The following is a 17,849-nucleotide window of genomic DNA, read 5'->3' as shown; positions in this document are numbered from 1 at the left end:
CTCCTTGCTTTAGCTCAAAGTCGCGAACATAACGGCTTTAATGGTATGCATACGGTTTTCAGCTTGATCGAAAACTTTTGATTGGCGAGACTCAAAAACATCGTCTGCCACTTCCATTTCACTCAAGCCAAATTTTTGATAAATATCTTCACCAATAGTTGTTAAGCGGTCATGGAATGAAGGTAAACAGTGTAAGAAAATAGCGTGAGGATTTGCCATTTTCATCATAGATCCATTAACTTGATAGGATTTTAATAAACGAATACGCTCACCCCATACACTATCTGGCTCACCCATTGAAACCCAAATATCGGTATAGAGAACATCCGCGTCTTTTGCTCCTTTTTCAATATCTTCGGTTAACGTGATAGAACCTTCGTTTTCTGCCGCGATTGCACGACATTCTTTCACTAGTTGCTCTTCTGGCATTAAAGATGCTGGCCCACATGCGGTAAAATGTAAGCCTAATTTCGCACAGACTACCATTAAAGAGTTAGCAACGTTATTGCGAGCATCACCAAAGAAAGTCAGTTTAAGCCCTTTTAAATGACCAAAATTTTCTTCAACTGTTAGCATATCCGCCAACATTTGAGTTGGATGGAATTTATCGGTAAGGCCATTCCATACAGGTACTCCTGATTTCGCTGCCAATTCTTCAACTAATGACTGATCAAATCCACGATATTCAATACCATCATAGAAACGCCCTAACACACGCGCAGTATCTTCAATAGACTCTTTTTTCCCCATTTGTGATGAACCAGGATCAAGGTAAGTCACCCCCATTCCTAAATCATAACCCGCAACTTCAAAGGCACAACGTGTGCGTGTTGAGGTTTTTTCAAATAATAAAACGATATTTTTACCTTCTAAAGAGCGATGAGGCATACCCGCCATTTTTAATGATTTAAAATGTTTAGAAAGCTTTAATAAATATTGAATTTCAGCTGATGAAAAGTCGAGTAATTTTAAAAAACTTCTACCTTTAATATTAATAGACATAATAATCCTATCTCCTAATTATTCTGATAATAATAGAGTTGAAAATGATTTGTTATTTATAAAAAATAGAGGCTTCCCCAATAACACCCGTTATTAGGAAATATGCTTTATATTTTAATTGTATGAATAGAGGGCTTACCCGTTAAAAACGGAGAAATGAAAACATTGACGTTGTTTATACATCATAATGTGGGCAATACGTCTAATATGAGGTGTTTTCCTATTATTATTTTCCATAATACTAGTACCTTCATCTATAGGTATTAAATGAGGGTTACAGTGAAACATATAGGAATTAACATTAATGTGATTATCATCTCAATTATCTATTTATGACTAAAATCATATCTCATTAAAAACAAATAATAAATCAAACACTTCATTAACACACATATATTACATGGAGAATAAAATTTATATTAGAAGACTATCTCAATTAAATTAGCAAGATAATATAAAATAAACCAAGAAAAACCATTAGACTTTATTTTGTTATTATTTATTATATTTTATAAATGTTAATATTATTGATGTGATTTAACATTAAAATAATTTAGCTAGCATCATTACAGCACTACAAATAATTAAAATTAAAGTCGCATACTGAAACACCCTATCAGGCATTCTTATCAGCAACCATTTAGACAGCGGAATAGAGATCAACGAGCCTAAAAATAACAAAAGCGCTAAATGAATATCCGTATGCCCGTCTTGCATATAAGCCAGTGCAGAAGATCCCGATAACAATGTTGTGGTAAATATAGAAGTACCAATGGCCTGCTTAATAGAGAGATTTGCATAACGTAGCAATAACGGTAATACAACTACACCGCCCCCTACACCAGTTGCACCTAAAATAACCCCAGCCATAACCGCAGGAAGTAAAAGTGCTTTAATATTTAAAGGCGCTAGCTTTGTATTTTCAACCACAACGGGAGGTAATGAGAAAAACATTCTCTGTACAAAGAGAAAGAGAGAAAAAACAATCGCACCCACCACAAGCGCATTAATTCCCCACTCTACTTGTTGCTGATACTGCTCTAATGAACCTAAATAATTAACCAAAACACTAGCCAAAAAGGTACTTGGTAGCATTATTCCTAATACAATCATTGCTCTTTTAAAAGGAATATTGCCAAGGCGAAAATGCATATAAGACGAGGTGACTTTCATCAACATAGATAATAAATTTGCAGTCGCCACAGCCATTAATGCATTCATACCAAAAAAATACGTCAATACAGGTAAAACAATAACACCGCCACCCACGCCCGTTGTGCTAATAATTAAACCAATAGCAGCACCTACCGCTAATGTGGTGATAAGTAACATTATTGATTTCCTTGCATGACAGCTTTTCGTCCTTTTAATAAGGCTTTTTCTGCTGACTCACTCGCCAGTGTCATATATTTAAAAAATAACACATCAAAAGCCACCATTTGTAAAACTTGTGGCGTGATGACACCTAATTGAGAGTGCTGTTCGTCATAGAAATAAGGCAACGTATAATCAGATAATCGCGTCGCTTCATCTTGCCCAAAACGAGTTAATGCCACCGTTAAACAGCCTTCATTCTTTGCCGATTTCAACATACGATTAATATCAGCAGTATTGCCTCGTGCGGTAACCGCGATAGCAAAGTCATCAACTGATAAATTGGCAGAATAAGCCAATTGAGCATGAAGATCCGAACTAAATAAGGCGTTTTTATTCACGCGAATAAGCTTATGAAAAATATCACTTGCTACGACCGCAGAGGCGCCAATACCAAACAGGACAATGCGTTTAGCTGAGACCATTTTTTCAGCCAGCAGATCAATACAATTAGGATCTAACAAAGCCAATGAGTCCTGAATAGCACTAGTAAATAGATGGCCTGTTTTTGAAATAATTAATTCTGTTGGATCTGTTTTCGCTAAATTACCATAGAGAATATCGCCACTGCTTTTTTGTTGCTTTTCTTCTGAAAGGTAATCAATTTTAAATTCAGGATAACCACGATATCCCATTTGACGAGAGAAACGGATAACAGAAGCACTGCTTACACCGGCTTTAAGTGCCAATTCAGCCGCATTCATACTGGCAATATTCTCACTATTTTCTAATAGATAATGAGCAATACGTTGTTCTGTACCTTTGCCCTGTATTAGCAAATTTTCAAGCTTTTTGGTCAGTGTCGACATTCTGTTATCCTTTTTATTTCTGACTTATTTCTCTGGATCCGTAAATCCCATTAGCATACTGGCAATAAAACCGACAATCCATGCGCCTAATACCGCGATCAGGAACTTAATAATTTGCCCATCACCGACTAACGGAATTAATGATAACCCAGCAGTACCAAATGGAATAATGATCCCAACTTGGAAATATGCCATTAATGCGCCACCAGCAGCACCACCAATACATCCCGCCACAAAAGGTTTTCCTAATGGAAGAGAAACACCAAATAATAGCGGCTCACCGACACCGAAAATACCCACAGGTAATGCGCCCATTAATGTTTTCTTTAAACGTAGATTTTTAGTACGTAGATAAACCCAAAAACAAGAGCCTACTTGTCCCATTCCGCCCATCGCTAAAATAGGGAACAGGTAATTTAAACCAAAAGTATTTAAGATTTCGGTATGAATAGGAATTAACCCTTGATGTAATCCTGTTAAGAGTAAAAATAAGAAACTTCCTCCTAAGGCAGCCCCAGTAACTACCGCACCACCACCTTGATTTAATAGTGATAATGATACGCCTTGCGCTAATAACTGATTAAGATAATGGCCAATAGGTTGGAATATCATAATCGCCACCAGTGAAGAGACTAAAATCGTCACAAACGGCGTTAAGATAAGATCAAGACTCTCTTTAACGATGCTACGAAACCATAATTCTAGTTTTGAAGAGAACACCACCACCATTAATACCGCAAAAATCCCGCCACTGTTTGGCTGTAATTTCTCGCCAAATAAAGTGATATCAGCAAGCCCCGGCATGGCTAATAACCCCGCCATTACCGCACCAATCGAAGTTGACGCTCCCAACTCTTTAGCTGTATTTATCCCAATCATAATAGAAAGATAGGCAAATACCGTACTACCAATTAATTTGAATAATTTAAATAGCTCAGGGAATTGCTCAACTAAGCCCGGTGCGACTAAACGGATAATATTAATTAGCCCCATAATCAAACCGCAGCCAATTAAAGCAGGAATTGTCGGAACAAAAATAGCCGCTAATGTATTTAACATGCGGCGTATCGAGAAGCCTTTTTTCACTGGTGTTGACGCAGGCTTATCTTCACTACTTGCTGAACTATTTTGCATACGTTTATTCATAATAGAATAAACTTTTGCGGCGGTTCCCATTCCGACAATCACTTGATGCTGTTCGCCATTAAATACAACACCTTTAACGCCTTCGACTTGTTTTAAAGCATCAGCATTAAATAGTGAACTATCTTTTAAAATCAATCGAATGCGAGTCATACAATGTGTTAGGGTTGCCACATTTTGAACCCCACCAGCGTGTTTTTCTATTTCTATTGCTAACGTGTCGAGGTGTTCTATTTTATTAGCCATATGTGTGCCTGCTAAAGTTCAGAGTATTTACTCATATTGTTATTAATTAAATAAGGCAAGTTGCTGTTGTAGCGAACGATTAGGATATTGCTGTGTAATTTGATCAACTTTCTCCACACTCAAGTGAAGTTCATACATTAAAATGGCTTTTCTAGGATGATAATTAACCATTTGTAACAGCGTTCTGGCTCTTTCATTAGAAATTCCGCACACTTCGCTGACAATACCTTCAGCACGACGTTGTAATTTCTCATTACTCGCGATCACATCCACCATCAGGTTTTTATGCACTTTTCCAAGCTTAGTCATTACGCTGGTGCTTAACATACCCAAAATCATTTTTTGAGCCGTGCCGCTTTTCATTCTTGTAGAGCCTGTTAATACCTCTGCGCCCACATCTGGCGCAATAGATAAGTCAGCAATTTCACTCATCATACTTTTGCCACGCGTGGTAATAGAGATAGTCAACGCTTTTAGTTTCTTACCATATTGCAACGCTGCAACCGTAAAGGGAGTTCGACCGCTTGCGGCAATACCAATAACAACATCTTTATCACTGACATGACGACGTTGAAGCTCTTCAATTGCCGCTTCTTGGCTATCTTCAATATTTTCAACCGCTTTTAACATTGCATCATGACCACCTGCAATAATTGCCTGCACTAATGTAGAAGGTACACCAAAAGTTGGCGGACATTCGGCACTGTCTAATACAGCTAATCGGCCACTCGTTCCTGCACCGACATAAAATATACGCCCACCTTTTTGTAAACGTTCAGTGATTTTTTCTACCGCATTGGCAATAGCGGGTAATTCTTTTTTGACTGCATTTGCAACCGTCATATCTGCACTATTGATTAATGTGACCAATTCCAATGCACTTAACTCTGAAAATTGGGTTGTTTCTTGGTTACTTTCATTTTTAAGACATTGGCTCAATGCATCTTCTTTCATCACAACAACCTCATGAAATTAAATTTCAATTAAAACTACATCCAATGAAATTATATTTCAATCCTATTTGTCATGATGGTGTGAAATGAATCACATTATAAAAAAGCCATAACGGATCTGTTTGAAATCTGATTAATGAAATTGTGAATAACATCACGTCGACTTTGGTTATTCTGCCAACTTTTCAGTTTATTGGCAGAATGTTTAACGCATCATTTTTGCCCGCTTCTTAAGATAGTTTCAATTTCTATATCACAGGAATTTAGACTATGAGTATCTGCTACACCGTTGCTATCGATCTTGGTGCTTCAAGTGGTCGCGTCATGTTAGCCAGTTTTGATAAAGTCCATCAGCAATTATCACTGACTGAAATTCACCGCTTTACTAATCGTTTTGCTATGAATGAAAGTCATACTTGTTGGGATCTGGATTTATTAGAGCATCATATCCGTACAGGCTTATCTTTAATAGAACAGCAAAATATTGTTATAAGCAGCATTGGTATTGATACTTGGGGCGTTGATTATGTGCTACTAAACGCACAAGGAGAGCGTATTGGTCTAAGTTATTCTTATCGTGATAAACGCACTGAAAATGTGATGCAACAAGTGCAAAGCGATCTCAGTGCTGAATGGATCTATCAACAAACTGGTATTCAATTCCTTCCTTTTAATACTCTCTATCAACTGAAAGCTATGCAACTTGAAACCCCGCCATGGCTAGAGAGTGTGGCTCATTTTGTGATGATCCCCGATTACCTGGCTTACCGTTTAACTGGCAAGCTTAATTGTGAATATACAAATGCCACCACATCACAATTAATCGATATAAACACAGGAGATTGGAATAAAGCACTGCTTGATTATCTGCAACTTCCTCATCATTGGTTTATGCCCATTAAACAACCCGGAAATACGATTGGTTATTGGAAAAATAGTAAAAACGAGGCAATTCCTGTTATTTCCGTTGCCAGTCATGATACGGCGAGTGCAGTAATTGCTACACCGTTAAAAAATCAACAGTGCGCTTATTTAAGTTCAGGAACATGGTCTCTAATGGGAATTGAACGCTTCACACCTTGTGTTTCAACCCAATCATTGCATGCAAATATCACTAATGAAGGAGGTGTTGAAGGTCGTTATCGTGTTCTTAAAAATATTATGGGGCTGTGGTTATTTCAGTCAATTTGTAAAGAACACAACATTACTGATATTGCTGCATTAATTAATGATGTCGAACACATCACACCTTTTACTTACTTAATTAATCCCAATGATGAATGCTTTCTCAATCCAGATTCAATGAGTAAAGCAATCCAAGACTATTGCCAACAACAGGGAAAATCTGTTCCTAACACACCAGCACAATTGTCACGCTGTATTTTTGACAGCTTAGCGCTACTTTATCGCTATGTTTTCCTTGAATTACAATCACTTAATTTTACACAACTAACACAATTACATATCGTTGGGGGCGGTAGTCAAAATGCGCTGCTTAACCAACTTTGCGCCAACACCTGTGGAATTCCCGTTATTACGGGCCCTATCGAAGCGTCAACATTAGGTAATGTGGGCTTACAACTCATTGCGCTAAATGAGATTGAAGATATCAGCCATTTTCGCCACTTAATAAGCCAAAACACCACTCACACCACGTTTATGCCCCAAGCGCCACTAAACAAAAATACGTGGCAATCATTTTTACAACTCATTGAAATTAAACACTAAATATTTTTACACGCGATTGACGGATAAGGAAAGTGCCATGTCTAACATTAAAGAGAGCTATCAACTTGCCAAACAACGTTTTTCACAGATAGGTGTTGATACAGAAAAAGCTATTCAGGCAATGGATGTATTACCTGTGTCTATTCATTGCTGGCAAGGTGATGACGTCTCAGGATTTGAACCTTCAAATACCACATTAACTGGCGGCATTCAAGCAACGGGGAACTATCCGGGTAAAGCGCGTAATGCTACGGAACTACGTGCGGATATGGAAAAAGCAATGAGCCTTATTCCTGGCTCAAAAAGAGTTAATCTTCATGCCCTTTATTTAGAATCCGATACACCTGTTGAACGCAATGAAATCAAACCTGTGCATTTTGCTAATTGGGTTGAATGGGCAAAACAACAAAACATTGGGCTCGACTTTAATCCTTCGTTTTTCTCTCATCCTTTAAGCCTTGAAGCTACATTAACGCACGCCAATAAAGAGATCCGCGATTACTGGATTGGTCATACCAAAGCATGCCGTCGCATATCAGCCTATTTTGGCGAGTCACTAAATACGGCTTCGGTGATGAACATCTGGATACCTGATGGTATGAAAGACACTCCTATCGATCGCTACGCCCCAAGACAACGTCTTGTTGAAGCGCTTGATGAAGCGATTAGCGAGAAACTCTCCACTAAACATCATATTGATGCTGTCGAAAGTAAATTATTTGGTATTGGCGCTGAATCTTATACCGCTGGCTCTAGTGAGTTTTACCTTGGCTACGCCATTACTCGTCAAACTGCACTTTGTTTAGATGCAGGACATTTTCACCCAACAGAAGTTATTTCAGACAAAATTTCTGCGGTGATGCCTTACGTTGAACGCTTACTTCTCCATGTGAGTCGCCCTGTTCGTTGGGATAGCGACCACGTTATTTTACTTGATGATGAAACTCAGGCGATCGCAAATGAAATCATCAGACATAACTTACAAAACCGTGTTCATATCGGTCTCGATTTCTTTGATGCTTCTATTAACCGTATCGCTGCTTGGGTTATTGGTACACGTAATATGAAAAAAGCATTGTTACGAGCCTTACTCGAACCAACGCCAATGTTACGACAATTAGAAATTGATGGTGATTTCACAGCTCGCCTAGCCTTATTGGAAGAACAAAAAGCACTGCCTTGGCAAGCGGTTTGGGACGAATATTGTGAACGCCAAAATGTTCCTGTTGGTGATAAGTGGTTACAAGAAGTTCGTCATTATGAAAATAGTGTTTTATCAAAAAGATAAGGTGATCACCATGCAAAAAATTCTCACATCTTGTTTTGTGCAAGGCATGATCAAAGCGACCAGTGATATGTGGTTAAAAGGCTGGGATGAACGTAATGGCGGGAATGTCAGCTTACGTTTAACACCTGAGGAAGTTTTACCTTATCAAGGAGACTTTTATTCAACACCACGTTATATCGAAGTCACAGAACCCGTTAAAGAATTAGCAAATCAATATTTTATCGTGACAGGATCAGGTAAGTTTTTTCGCAACGTAGCACTAGATCCCGAAGATACCTTGGGATTAGTAAAAATTGATGAAGAAGGTCAGGGTTATCACATTATTTGGGGATTGATTAATGGTGGCGTTCCTACTTCTGAATTTGCAGCCCATTTTCAGTCACATATTACACGCTTAAAAGTTACTCAAGGGCAAAATCGCGTCATTATGCATTGCCATGCGACAAACTTAATTGCCCTTAGCTACGTACTACCGCTCGATAGTGCCACGATCACACGTCAACTTTGGGAAATGAGCACCGAATGTTTAGTTGTATTCCCAGATGGTATTGGCGTTTTCCCTTGGATGGTACCCGGAACAGATGGCATTGGGCTTGAAACAGCACGACAAATGGAAAAACATGGGCTGGTTTTATGGCCATTCCATGGCATTTTTGGCTCAGGCCCGACCCTTGATGATGCATTTGGCTTAATTGATACCGCTGAAAAATCAGCTGAAATTCTGGTTAAAGTGCTCTCTATGGGGGGAAAAAAGCAGACTATCTCTACCGAAAATCTCATTGCATTAGCTAAACGTTTTAATGTTTCTCCAATGCGCGAAGCACTGAAATAACACCTATTTCTTTGTGACAGAGTCGTTCCTTTGTCACAAAGAAAAACACAATAATAATGGTATGAGGAAAAACTCATGGGTAGTGGAATTATATTAGGCATTTTCTGGCACTTTGTCGGTGCCGCCTCCGCTGCATGTTTTTATGCTCCACTGAAAAAAGTTAAAAGATGGTCATGGGAAACCATGTGGTCTGTGGCTGGAATATTTTCTTGGATAATTTTACCTTGGACAATCAGCTACTTATTGCTCCCTGATTTTTGGTCATATTACGCGTCTTTTGGTAGTGAAATCCTATTACCTGTCTTTTTATTCGGTGCAATGTGGGGAGTGGGAAATATTGGTTACGGTCTGACAATGCGCTATTTGGGAATGTCGATGGGAATTGGTATAGCCATTGGGATCACATTAATTGTTGGCACATTAATGACACCAATTATTCAAGGTAAATTCGGCGAGCTTGTTGCTTCAACGGGAGGAAAACTGACTTTAGCTGGAGTAGCTATTGCCCTAATTGGTGTGGCTATAGTCTCTTATGCGGGACTTTTAAAAGAGCGTGCAACTGGTGTTCAAGCTGAAGAGTTTGATCTGAAAAAAGGCTTATTGTTAGCTGTGATGTGCGGTATTTTTTCTGCTGGTATGTCATTTGCGATGAGCGCAGCAGTTCCTATGCATGAAGTTGCATCACAATTAGGCGTTTCATCTCTTTATGTGGCTTTACCAAGCTATGTAGTGATTATGGGTGGCGGTGCATTAATTAACTTAGGTTACTGTTTTAGCCGCTTAATGTGTAAAAAAGATCTTTCTTTCAAACTTGATATTTCTGTCCCTAAAGCGCTCCTGATTAGTAATATCTTATTTGCCATCTTAGGTGGTGGTATGTGGTATTTCCAATTCTTCTTTTATGCGTGGGGACATGCCAATATCCCAACAGAATACGGCTTTATGAGCTGGATGCTACACATGAGTTTCTATGTTTTATGTGGTGGTATCGTCGGTTTAATATTAAAAGAGTGGAAAGATACTGGAAGAAAACCTGTACGCATTTTATCGCTGGGTTGTTTAGTGATCATTCTTGCTGCCAATATTGTGGGTTTAGGCATGGCTGCATAAATCCATTATCAGGGTTAATGTACATTAGCCCTGATATTTCCTGATAAAAATCTTATCTTAATCAAGAGGTGAACCATGATAAGAAAAGCCTTTGTGATGCAAGTTAATGCTAATTCTCATCAAGAGTATCAACAACGACATAACCCGATTTGGCAAGAACTTGAAGCAACGTTAAAAGCCCATGGTGCCCATAATTATTCCATCTTTCTTGATAAAAAAAGAAACCTACTTTTTGGTTATGTGCAAATTGAGTCAGAAGTGCAATGGAATGCTGTCGCTAATACAGAAATTTGCCAAAAATGGTGGAAATACATGTCAGATGTTATGCCATCCAATCCAGATAACAGCCCTATCAGTGATAATTTACACGAAGTATTCTTTCTTAAGTAACCTGTTCATTTTTGGGTGATATTTGAATAATATCGCCCATCTAATTTATTTCTTGTTATGAAAATTTTGCCGGTAATCTCTCGCAGTAATATTCATTTTTTTATGAAAGACAGATGAAAAATAATTACTATCTTCATAACCGCATTGTGCAGCAATATCACTAATTAATAAATCCGTTGTTCTTAATAACGTTGCAGCATGACATAAACGCAATTGTTGTAAATAACCGGTGACTGTCATTCCCGTATTTGATTTAAATAATCGGTATAATGAACGAGAGGCAACATGATGTTCCTGTGCAAATTCATTTAAAGAAAATGGCATTGATATGCTTTGATTTAGTCTTGTAATTAAAATATCAATCAAATGTACAGAACTTACCGGTGAATTATTGGGCTGATAGCGATAACGAGAAATCAGTAAGATAAATTGCAAGAAAAGTGATTCACATAAGTGAATTGAAATACTATCCGGCTTACGACACTCTTTATCTATTTGTTCGATAATAGGAATAAATTGAGACAAACAAGAAGGTGGCAATTTCCATTGGCGCATTTCTTTTATTTCTGTTACTAAAGGAAGATATTTTGATATTTCTTTATTAAACAGTAGCTTTTCAGGTTTATACAATATATTAACTAATTTTAACTGATTAACTGAATAATAACCGTGCCTATCATTCGCATTAATATAAAAAAAGTCACCACAAGTAATAGGGTAATCGTCCCCATTCCATGTGTGAATGCCATTTCCGGAGAAAACTATAACTAATTCATTAAAATCATGATCATGAATAACAAAACTCTCTTGCGATTTTCTTTTTTCTATTGTGATCGTATTCTCATCACAAATAAAATAATTATTACTTTTTAGGGATAAAATAGTGTTATTCATGAGCACTCCCAAATACTTAAAAAAACATCATTGCTAGATAGCATTTTATGTGCAATAACGTAACGCTCTGGGTGTGACATTGTACTCATTTTTAAAACAGGTAGAGAAATAGGCGCTATCATTAAAACCACAATTCAAGGCAATATCAGTAATACGTTCATCCGAAAAACGAATTTTATAATAAGCATCTGATAGCCTTAATTTCATTAGATAATTTTGAGGGGATAGCCCTAAATGATTTTTAATATGCCGATGGAGTGTTCGTAATGAAATATCGTACTTCTCAGCAAGAACAGCCCAATCAACAACTTCTAGATAATTCATATTTAACCAGCGTAATACTTGCATCATTTTTTGCTCATTACTTCCATCCGTTATAGTATTATATTTTCCTTCTTGTAACGTCACTAACAATTGAAAAAATAGACTTTCTTCTTCAGCAATGTCATTTCCTGTCACTTTACTTAATTTATCTATTATTTTTTGTGATTTTATAAAATTAGTTTTATTTAATAGCCAATGTGAACCTTTATCTTTATTATTTACAGGAAGAAATTGATTAATATTATTTAAATATTTAAACTCTGATATAGAGCGATATAGAACATTCGTTAAATTCAAACCTGAAACATTATCAAATAAATGGTAATCCTCAGATTTAATATAACAAACCGTTCCTGGACATAATGTATAAGGTCGGCCATTAAGGACATGTAATCCAATACCTTGCGTAACAATAAATATTTCACTGAAATCATGAGTATGTTCAGGAAATATCGGTTGTGGCATCCTAGGCTCTACAGCTATAGGTTGATTTGGTGCTGAAAAATAATCTTCACTGTATAATTTCATTTAGCCCCCTTAGCATAATTATTATTTACTTTCTCAAATAATTCTTTTATTAAGAAATACTTTTGAAAAATACGGTTGAAAAATAAAAATATAAAATAAAGTGGACTGCTAGGTAAAATAATAAGAACAACTAATTCTAAGCAGTAAAAATAAAAATCACCTTTAACATTCAGACAAGAAGCTTTTATTTTTGGCAAAAAATCAAAGAATAGCCTCATAAATTAATAAATTTGTGAAGTCACAGGCAATTAATAATGTATTAAATCTTATTTTCTCACTTAATTATTGCTCGATTTAACCGATATTCCCTCACCTATATAGATGAGGGAAATGATAACAATGTGGCTTAAACGATTAAATAATCAGAATAAGATAATATTCAAGATAAAATTAACCGTTATTTTTTATTTCCTAAAAACTGCCCAAATTCTTCAATACTCGGATAAGAAGATTGTGTGCCTTTTCCTGCAACACTTAAACCTGAAAACATCACCGCTTTATTTAATGCTTCTTCAATATTATTAGTGTGAACATAATAATGGGAAAAACAACCAATAAAAGCATCACCTGCTCCACTGGTATCTATCGCATCAACTTCAATAGCAGGAATGTATTTTTCAATGTCACCATTCATCCATAATGCGCCCTTTTCACCTAATGTGACAATGACATTCTTAAAGCCTTTTTGTAGTAAAGAACAAGCGGCTTCGCGAATTTCATCCATTGTGGTGATTGGCATACCTGTCAAAATTTCAAGCTCTGTTTCATTCGGAACAAAAAAATCACAACGGGCAGCAATATCAAGATCTAATGCTTTTGAAGCGGGTGCAGGGTTAAATAACACAGGAATATGGTGTTTGTTACCAAACTCAATGGCGTGATAGACCGTTTCAAGTGGGATTTCTAATTGCAGTACAATTATTTTGCATTTTTTCAGACTATCGGTCGCTCTATCAATATCTTCTGGCGACAAATGCTGATTAGCACCTTTAACAATTAAAATGCTATTTGACGATTGGGAAGTCACAAAAATAGGTGCAACACCACTTGTTGTACCTGGTACTTTTTCAACATAACGTGTATTGATGCCATAAGATCCTAAATTCATGATGGTGTTATCCGCGAAAATATCATCGCCGACTTTTGTTAACATCATCACTTTTGAATTTAATTTAGCAGCAGCAACCGCTTGATTTGCTCCTTTACCACCACAACCAATTTTAAATGCTGGCGCCTCAAGGGTTTCACCCTCTTTTGGCATCCTATCTATATAGGTGATCAAATCCACCATATTTGAACCAATCACTGCGATATCCATAGCGCCTCTTACTCTTATGTAAAATTTATAAATGTGAAAATAGTGACATTTTGATAGATGTATAACAGTATCATGTTATTTAAATATCATTTGTGATTGTTATCCCGTTAAAACAGCACTAATATGTTGCCAAACTAACATGAGTGATAAATAACAATCTTCTTATTAAGGAATATACAATGCGTCCATTAGCTAATTATATCGATCATACCCTTCTTGCTGCAGATACAACTGAAGCACAAATCAAGAAATTGTGTGCTGAAGCAGCTGAACACGGTTTCTTCTCTGTTTGTATTAACACTTCTTACATCCCTTTAGCAAGAACTTGCCTTGAAGGGAGCGATGTAAAAGTATGTTGTGTTATTGACTTCCCATTTGGTGCTGGTTTAACTGCAACAAAAGCATTTGAAGCCGCTGAAGCTATCCGCCAAGGCGCACAAGAAGTCGATATGGTTATAAACATCGGTATGTTAAAAAGCGGTCGTTTAGACTTCGTCAAACAAGATATTGAAGCTGTAAAAGCGGCTTGTGGTAACACAACACTGAAAGTTATTTTAGAAACTTGCTTATTAACTGACGACGAAGTACGTTTAGTTTGTGAAATGTGTCGTGAGATCCGCGTTGATTTTGTGAAAACATCAACAGGATACAGTACAATGGGCGCCACAGAACATCATGTTGCATTAATGCGTAAAACAGTAGGTGACGAAGTGGGCGTAAAAGCGTCTGGTGGTGTTCGCGATCGCCAAACAGCATTAAACATGATCAAAGCAGGTGCAACGCGTATCGGTGCTAGCGCAAGCGTCGCTATCGCAACAGATTCAGATGCGCCTGAATCAAACTACTAATTATTTAGCGTATATTTTCTTGGAGTACGCTATTCAATAACACAAGGATCCTTCGGTGATAGAGACCAAACAGCACGAACGTTTGCGCCGCCTCAGTGAATGTATAAAACGCTCAGGTCGCATACATCTTAAAGACGCCGCGAGGATCCTTGAAGTTTCTGAAATGACAATTAGGCGTGATCTTAGTTCTGACGCTGAAAATCCATTTCCAATGTCATTATTGGGTGGCTATATTGTTGCATTAGCCCAGCCTCATTTTGGATTAGTTTCAACATCATCCGATATTATTACACCGGATCAAACAGAAGAACTTCATATACCCAATCTTGCCGCCGGTATGGTCTCTGAAGGTGATGTCCTTTTTTTCGATAACGGACAATTAATTCCGACACTAATTGAACTTATTCCTGATAATCTGCATTTCACAGGGATCTGTTATTCTCATCGTGTATTTTTGGCATTAAGCCAGAAGAAAAATGCCACCGTATTACTCTGCGGAGGTGAATATCGCCCTAAAAGTGATTCATTCTACAATCCTACCCAACCTTCTTATCTTGATAGCATTAATCCTAAGAAAGCCTTTATTTCAGCTGAAGGTGTTCATCTCGATTTTGGCGTTACCTGCTATAACATCGACGATCTTTATATGAAGAAAAAAGCGATGGATAAATCTATTCGTAAAATTTTACTCACCAAATATCACTATTTTGATGAAACAGCGACAGGCAACATGGGCGATTTAGCTCAGTTTGATGTTGTTATCACTGATAGAAAATTAACAGATGATTACGAAGATTATTGCCGAAAAAGCTCAGTAAAAGTGATTTATTAATTAAAAGTAGAGAACTAACTAAAATAGATAATAAAGAAAAATCAACCTTAAATTAAATAAATTATATTTATTCTCTTTTATAAAAATAAAGAAAATTCACACCACTTTTTAATTGCTAATGCAAAAAAAAGTGGTTACTATGCCCGCGATTTATTATTTCTTATCCATTTCACTTAACTGCAAGGAGGTATCCCATGACAACTACAAATATGAATACTCTTTGCGGACAATCTCAGAAGTAATCTTTTTTCCTTCTTTTTGCTGTCCGCCAATCAATTTATTTTTTATCCTTTACATTATATGGATTGGTATATGGACAAGTGTGTTCATTATTTATCTGATAGCGTTTGTTATATCGCATCGGATAATACTTGGATTGAAAGCAAAGCAATCCAACAATTAGAAACAACGGCTCAACTTCCTGATATGACTTATGTCGCAGGTATGCCAGATCTACATCCTGGTCGTGGTTATCCTATCGGCGCAGCCTTTTTTTCTGTTAATCGTTTTTATCCTGCCTTAGTCGGAAATGATATCGGCTGTGGTATGACGCTCTTTCAAACGGAATTTAAAAACAGCAAACTTAACTTAGATAAAGCAGAAAAACAGTTGAGTGAAATGAGTGATATCGCACCTTCAGAATGGTTAGAAGCTCATCTACCAACTGAAATGCAAAACCACTCTTTTGCTGGCTCTTTAGGCTCTATTGGTGGTGGTAATCATTTTGCTGAATTCCAACAAATCGACCAAGTGATCAATGAAACGCTTTTTGCTGAAAGTGGTATCAATAAAAAACAGTTATTGCTATTAGTCCACAGTGGCTCAAGAGGTTTAGGACAATCTATCTTACGTGCCCATACAGAACAGTTTGGTCATAAAGGACTGGCTGCTAACACCGAAGATGCAAATGAATATTTGCAAGCTCACAATAAAGCACTTGATTATGCAAAGCTAAATCGCCGCCTTATTGGTGAAAGAATGATGCGCCAAATTCGTACTCAAGGTGAAGTTATTTCTGATGTTAATCATAATCTTGTAGAGCCTTGTGAGTTATATGGTCAACAAGGCTGGTTACATCGAAAAGGTGCAACACCAGCACATCACGATATGGTGGTTATTCCAGGATCACGCGGTGACTACAGTTATATTGTTAAGCCCATTGTGTCTGAATTAAGCCTTCATTCATTACCACATGGCGCAGGCAGAAAATGGATGCGTACAGAGTGTAAAGGGCGTTTATCACACCGTTTTACGCCCTTACAACTTTCACGAACTGCATTAGGTAGCCGTATTATTTGTGCCAACAAACAACTGATTTATGAAGAAGCACCACAATCTTATAAATCAATTGAAACCGTGATTGAAAGTATGGTCAGCATTGGATTAATCGAAGTTATTGCACGTTTAAAACCCGTGATCACCTATAAAACAAGTGGGGAGATGGCGTAATGTTATTACAATTCACCTCCGCACAAGGTCCTGAAGAGTGCTGTTTAGCCGTTGAAAAAGCCTTAAATTACTTTTTGAAATCAACGACAAAACAGCAAGTGAACGTTACTGTTCTTGAAAAAGAACCTTCACGTCATGGCTTAAAATCTGCGTTAGTTTCTCTTGAAGGTAGTGATGCACAAGCTATTGCACAACAGTGGGCAGGTTCAGTGCAATGGCAATGTACAAGCACGTTACGACCACGACATAAGCGTAAAAACTGGTTTATTGGTGTTGCTTGTTTTGAACAACCAGATGAAATTAGCGACACAGAAATTGTCTTTGAAACTATGCGTTCAAATGGCCCCGGTGGTCAGCATGTTAACAAAACAGAATCGGCGGTCAGAGCAACACATATTGCCACAGGTATTAGTGTAAAAGTGCAATCAGAACGTAGTCAGCACGCTAATAAAAAGCTCGCTAAGCAACTTATTGCATGGCATTTAGAAGCTTATATGATGAAGCAACACGCCTCATTAAATAGTCAACGCCATATTGCTCATCATCGAGTGATCAGAGGTGATGCTACACTCTGTTTTAGTGGTAATGACTTTGTGCTTATAAGCAAATAATGTTATTAATCTAACAAAAGCAAAGCCACGATTTTTTTATCGTGGCTTTTTTTAAGACAAAAAGACCCTACAATAAGATTTTTTAATTTAAAAAATCAATAAAGCGTATAGTGAATTTTAATAAATAAATCTTACAGTTAAGATATTTATTCTATTTAATTAATCTTATT

18 protein-coding genes are annotated in these 17,849 nt (G+C 37.1%); 9 read left to right on the top strand and 9 right to left on the bottom strand.

The features are described from left to right. Window positions 1–9: 9 nt before the first annotated feature. From argF to murQ, 6 genes are all read right to left on the bottom strand, one after another. Complete coding sequence (gene argF / locus GWI68_RS11610; RefSeq protein ID WP_166540358.1) at window positions 10–1,002, bottom strand: ornithine carbamoyltransferase; 993 nt, start codon at window positions 1,000–1,002, stop codon at window positions 10–12. Between the two features lie 135 nt (window positions 1,003–1,137). Beyond that, window positions 1,138–1,239, bottom strand: coding sequence for a leader peptide SpeFL (gene speFL, locus GWI68_RS20580; protein ID WP_109372621.1), 102 nt, complete (start codon window positions 1,237–1,239; stop codon window positions 1,138–1,140). 306 nt (window positions 1,240–1,545) lie between these two features. After that, window positions 1,546–2,334, bottom strand: coding sequence for a sulfite exporter TauE/SafE family protein (locus GWI68_RS11600; RefSeq protein WP_166540357.1), 789 nt, complete (start codon window positions 2,332–2,334; stop codon window positions 1,546–1,548). Then, window positions 2,334–3,185 (bottom strand): MurR/RpiR family transcriptional regulator, encoded by an 852-nt coding sequence (locus GWI68_RS11595; RefSeq protein WP_166540356.1) that lies wholly within the window; start codon window positions 3,183–3,185, stop codon window positions 2,334–2,336. The genes GWI68_RS11600 and GWI68_RS11595 overlap by 1 nt, the downstream gene beginning before the upstream one ends. A 24-nt stretch (window positions 3,186–3,209) precedes the next feature. Next, window positions 3,210–4,574: a PTS transporter subunit EIIC gene (locus tag GWI68_RS11590; protein WP_166540355.1), complete on the bottom strand. Its 1,365-nt coding sequence runs from the start codon at window positions 4,572–4,574 to the stop codon at window positions 3,210–3,212. 42 nt (window positions 4,575–4,616) lie between these two features. Then, window positions 4,617–5,528 (bottom strand): N-acetylmuramic acid 6-phosphate etherase, encoded by a 912-nt coding sequence (gene murQ, locus GWI68_RS11585; protein WP_166540377.1) that lies wholly within the window; start codon window positions 5,526–5,528, stop codon window positions 4,617–4,619. A 269-nt stretch (window positions 5,529–5,797) separates the two neighbouring features. On the opposite strand from murQ, the gene rhaB reads away from it, so the two are divergent. From rhaB to rhaM, 5 genes are all read left to right on the top strand, one after another. Continuing rightward, the gene (gene rhaB, locus GWI68_RS11580) at window positions 5,798–7,255 is read left to right on the top strand and encodes a rhamnulokinase (RefSeq protein WP_166540354.1); all 1,458 of its coding nucleotides are present in this window, start codon (window positions 5,798–5,800) and stop codon (window positions 7,253–7,255) included. 37 nt (window positions 7,256–7,292) lie between these two features. After that, entirely contained in the window at window positions 7,293–8,543 is a 1,251-nt protein-coding gene (locus tag GWI68_RS11575) for an L-rhamnose isomerase (protein WP_166540353.1), read from the top strand. A 10-nt stretch (window positions 8,544–8,553) separates the two neighbouring features. Beyond that, complete coding sequence (rhaD, locus tag GWI68_RS11570; protein WP_166540352.1) at window positions 8,554–9,375, top strand: rhamnulose-1-phosphate aldolase; 822 nt, start codon at window positions 8,554–8,556, stop codon at window positions 9,373–9,375. 75 nt (window positions 9,376–9,450) lie between these two features. After that, window positions 9,451–10,485 carry an L-rhamnose/proton symporter RhaT gene (gene rhaT, locus GWI68_RS11565; protein ID WP_109408572.1) on the top strand — a complete coding sequence of 345 codons (1,035 nt, stop codon included), beginning with the start codon at window positions 9,451–9,453 and terminating at the stop codon, window positions 10,483–10,485. 75 nt (window positions 10,486–10,560) lie between these two features. After that, a complete protein-coding gene (rhaM, locus tag GWI68_RS11560) occupies window positions 10,561–10,875 on the top strand; it encodes an L-rhamnose mutarotase (protein WP_109408571.1) in 315 nt (104 codons plus the stop codon). A 45-nt stretch (window positions 10,876–10,920) separates the two neighbouring features. Here rhaM and GWI68_RS11555 read toward each other — a convergent pair whose 3' ends face one another. The 3 genes from GWI68_RS11555 to rbsK all read right to left on the bottom strand — a co-directional run bounded on the left by GWI68_RS11555 (window position 10,921) and on the right by rbsK (window position 13,939). Further along, window positions 10,921–11,769 carry a helix-turn-helix domain-containing protein gene (locus GWI68_RS11555; protein ID WP_109408570.1) on the bottom strand — a complete coding sequence of 283 codons (849 nt, stop codon included), beginning with the start codon at window positions 11,767–11,769 and terminating at the stop codon, window positions 10,921–10,923. 45 nt (window positions 11,770–11,814) lie between these two features. Continuing rightward, window positions 11,815–12,621, bottom strand: coding sequence for an HTH-type transcriptional activator RhaS (gene rhaS, locus GWI68_RS11550; protein WP_109408569.1), 807 nt, complete (start codon window positions 12,619–12,621; stop codon window positions 11,815–11,817). A 397-nt stretch (window positions 12,622–13,018) separates the two neighbouring features. Next, window positions 13,019–13,939: a ribokinase gene (gene rbsK, locus GWI68_RS11545; RefSeq protein WP_109408568.1), complete on the bottom strand. Its 921-nt coding sequence runs from the start codon at window positions 13,937–13,939 to the stop codon at window positions 13,019–13,021. A gap of 179 nt (window positions 13,940–14,118) precedes the next feature. Here rbsK and deoC point away from each other — a divergent pair, with 179 nt between their 5' ends. From deoC to prfH, 4 genes are all read left to right on the top strand, one after another. Then, window positions 14,119–14,787, top strand: coding sequence for a deoxyribose-phosphate aldolase (gene deoC / locus GWI68_RS11540; RefSeq protein ID WP_072069516.1), 669 nt, complete (start codon window positions 14,119–14,121; stop codon window positions 14,785–14,787). A 55-nt stretch (window positions 14,788–14,842) separates the two neighbouring features. Next, complete coding sequence (locus tag GWI68_RS11535; protein ID WP_109408567.1) at window positions 14,843–15,619, top strand: DeoR family transcriptional regulator; 777 nt, start codon at window positions 14,843–14,845, stop codon at window positions 15,617–15,619. 312 nt (window positions 15,620–15,931) lie between these two features. Continuing rightward, on the top strand, window positions 15,932–17,068 hold the full coding sequence (locus GWI68_RS11530; protein ID WP_166540351.1) for an RNA ligase RtcB family protein: 1,137 nt from the start codon (window positions 15,932–15,934) through the stop codon (window positions 17,066–17,068). Next, the gene (gene prfH, locus GWI68_RS11525; protein ID WP_166540350.1) at window positions 17,068–17,679 is read left to right on the top strand and encodes a peptide chain release factor H; all 612 of its coding nucleotides are present in this window, start codon (window positions 17,068–17,070) and stop codon (window positions 17,677–17,679) included. The genes GWI68_RS11530 and prfH overlap by 1 nt, the downstream gene beginning before the upstream one ends. Window positions 17,680–17,849: the final 170 nt, after the last annotated feature.

Origin of the sequence: Proteus sp. G2669, from assembly GCF_009915245.1 — a bacterium.
GTDB lineage: Bacteria > Pseudomonadota > Gammaproteobacteria > Enterobacterales > Enterobacteriaceae > Proteus.
The sequence above is the reverse complement of the archived record's forward strand: the minus strand, read 5'-3'. Positions and strand labels throughout refer to the sequence as shown.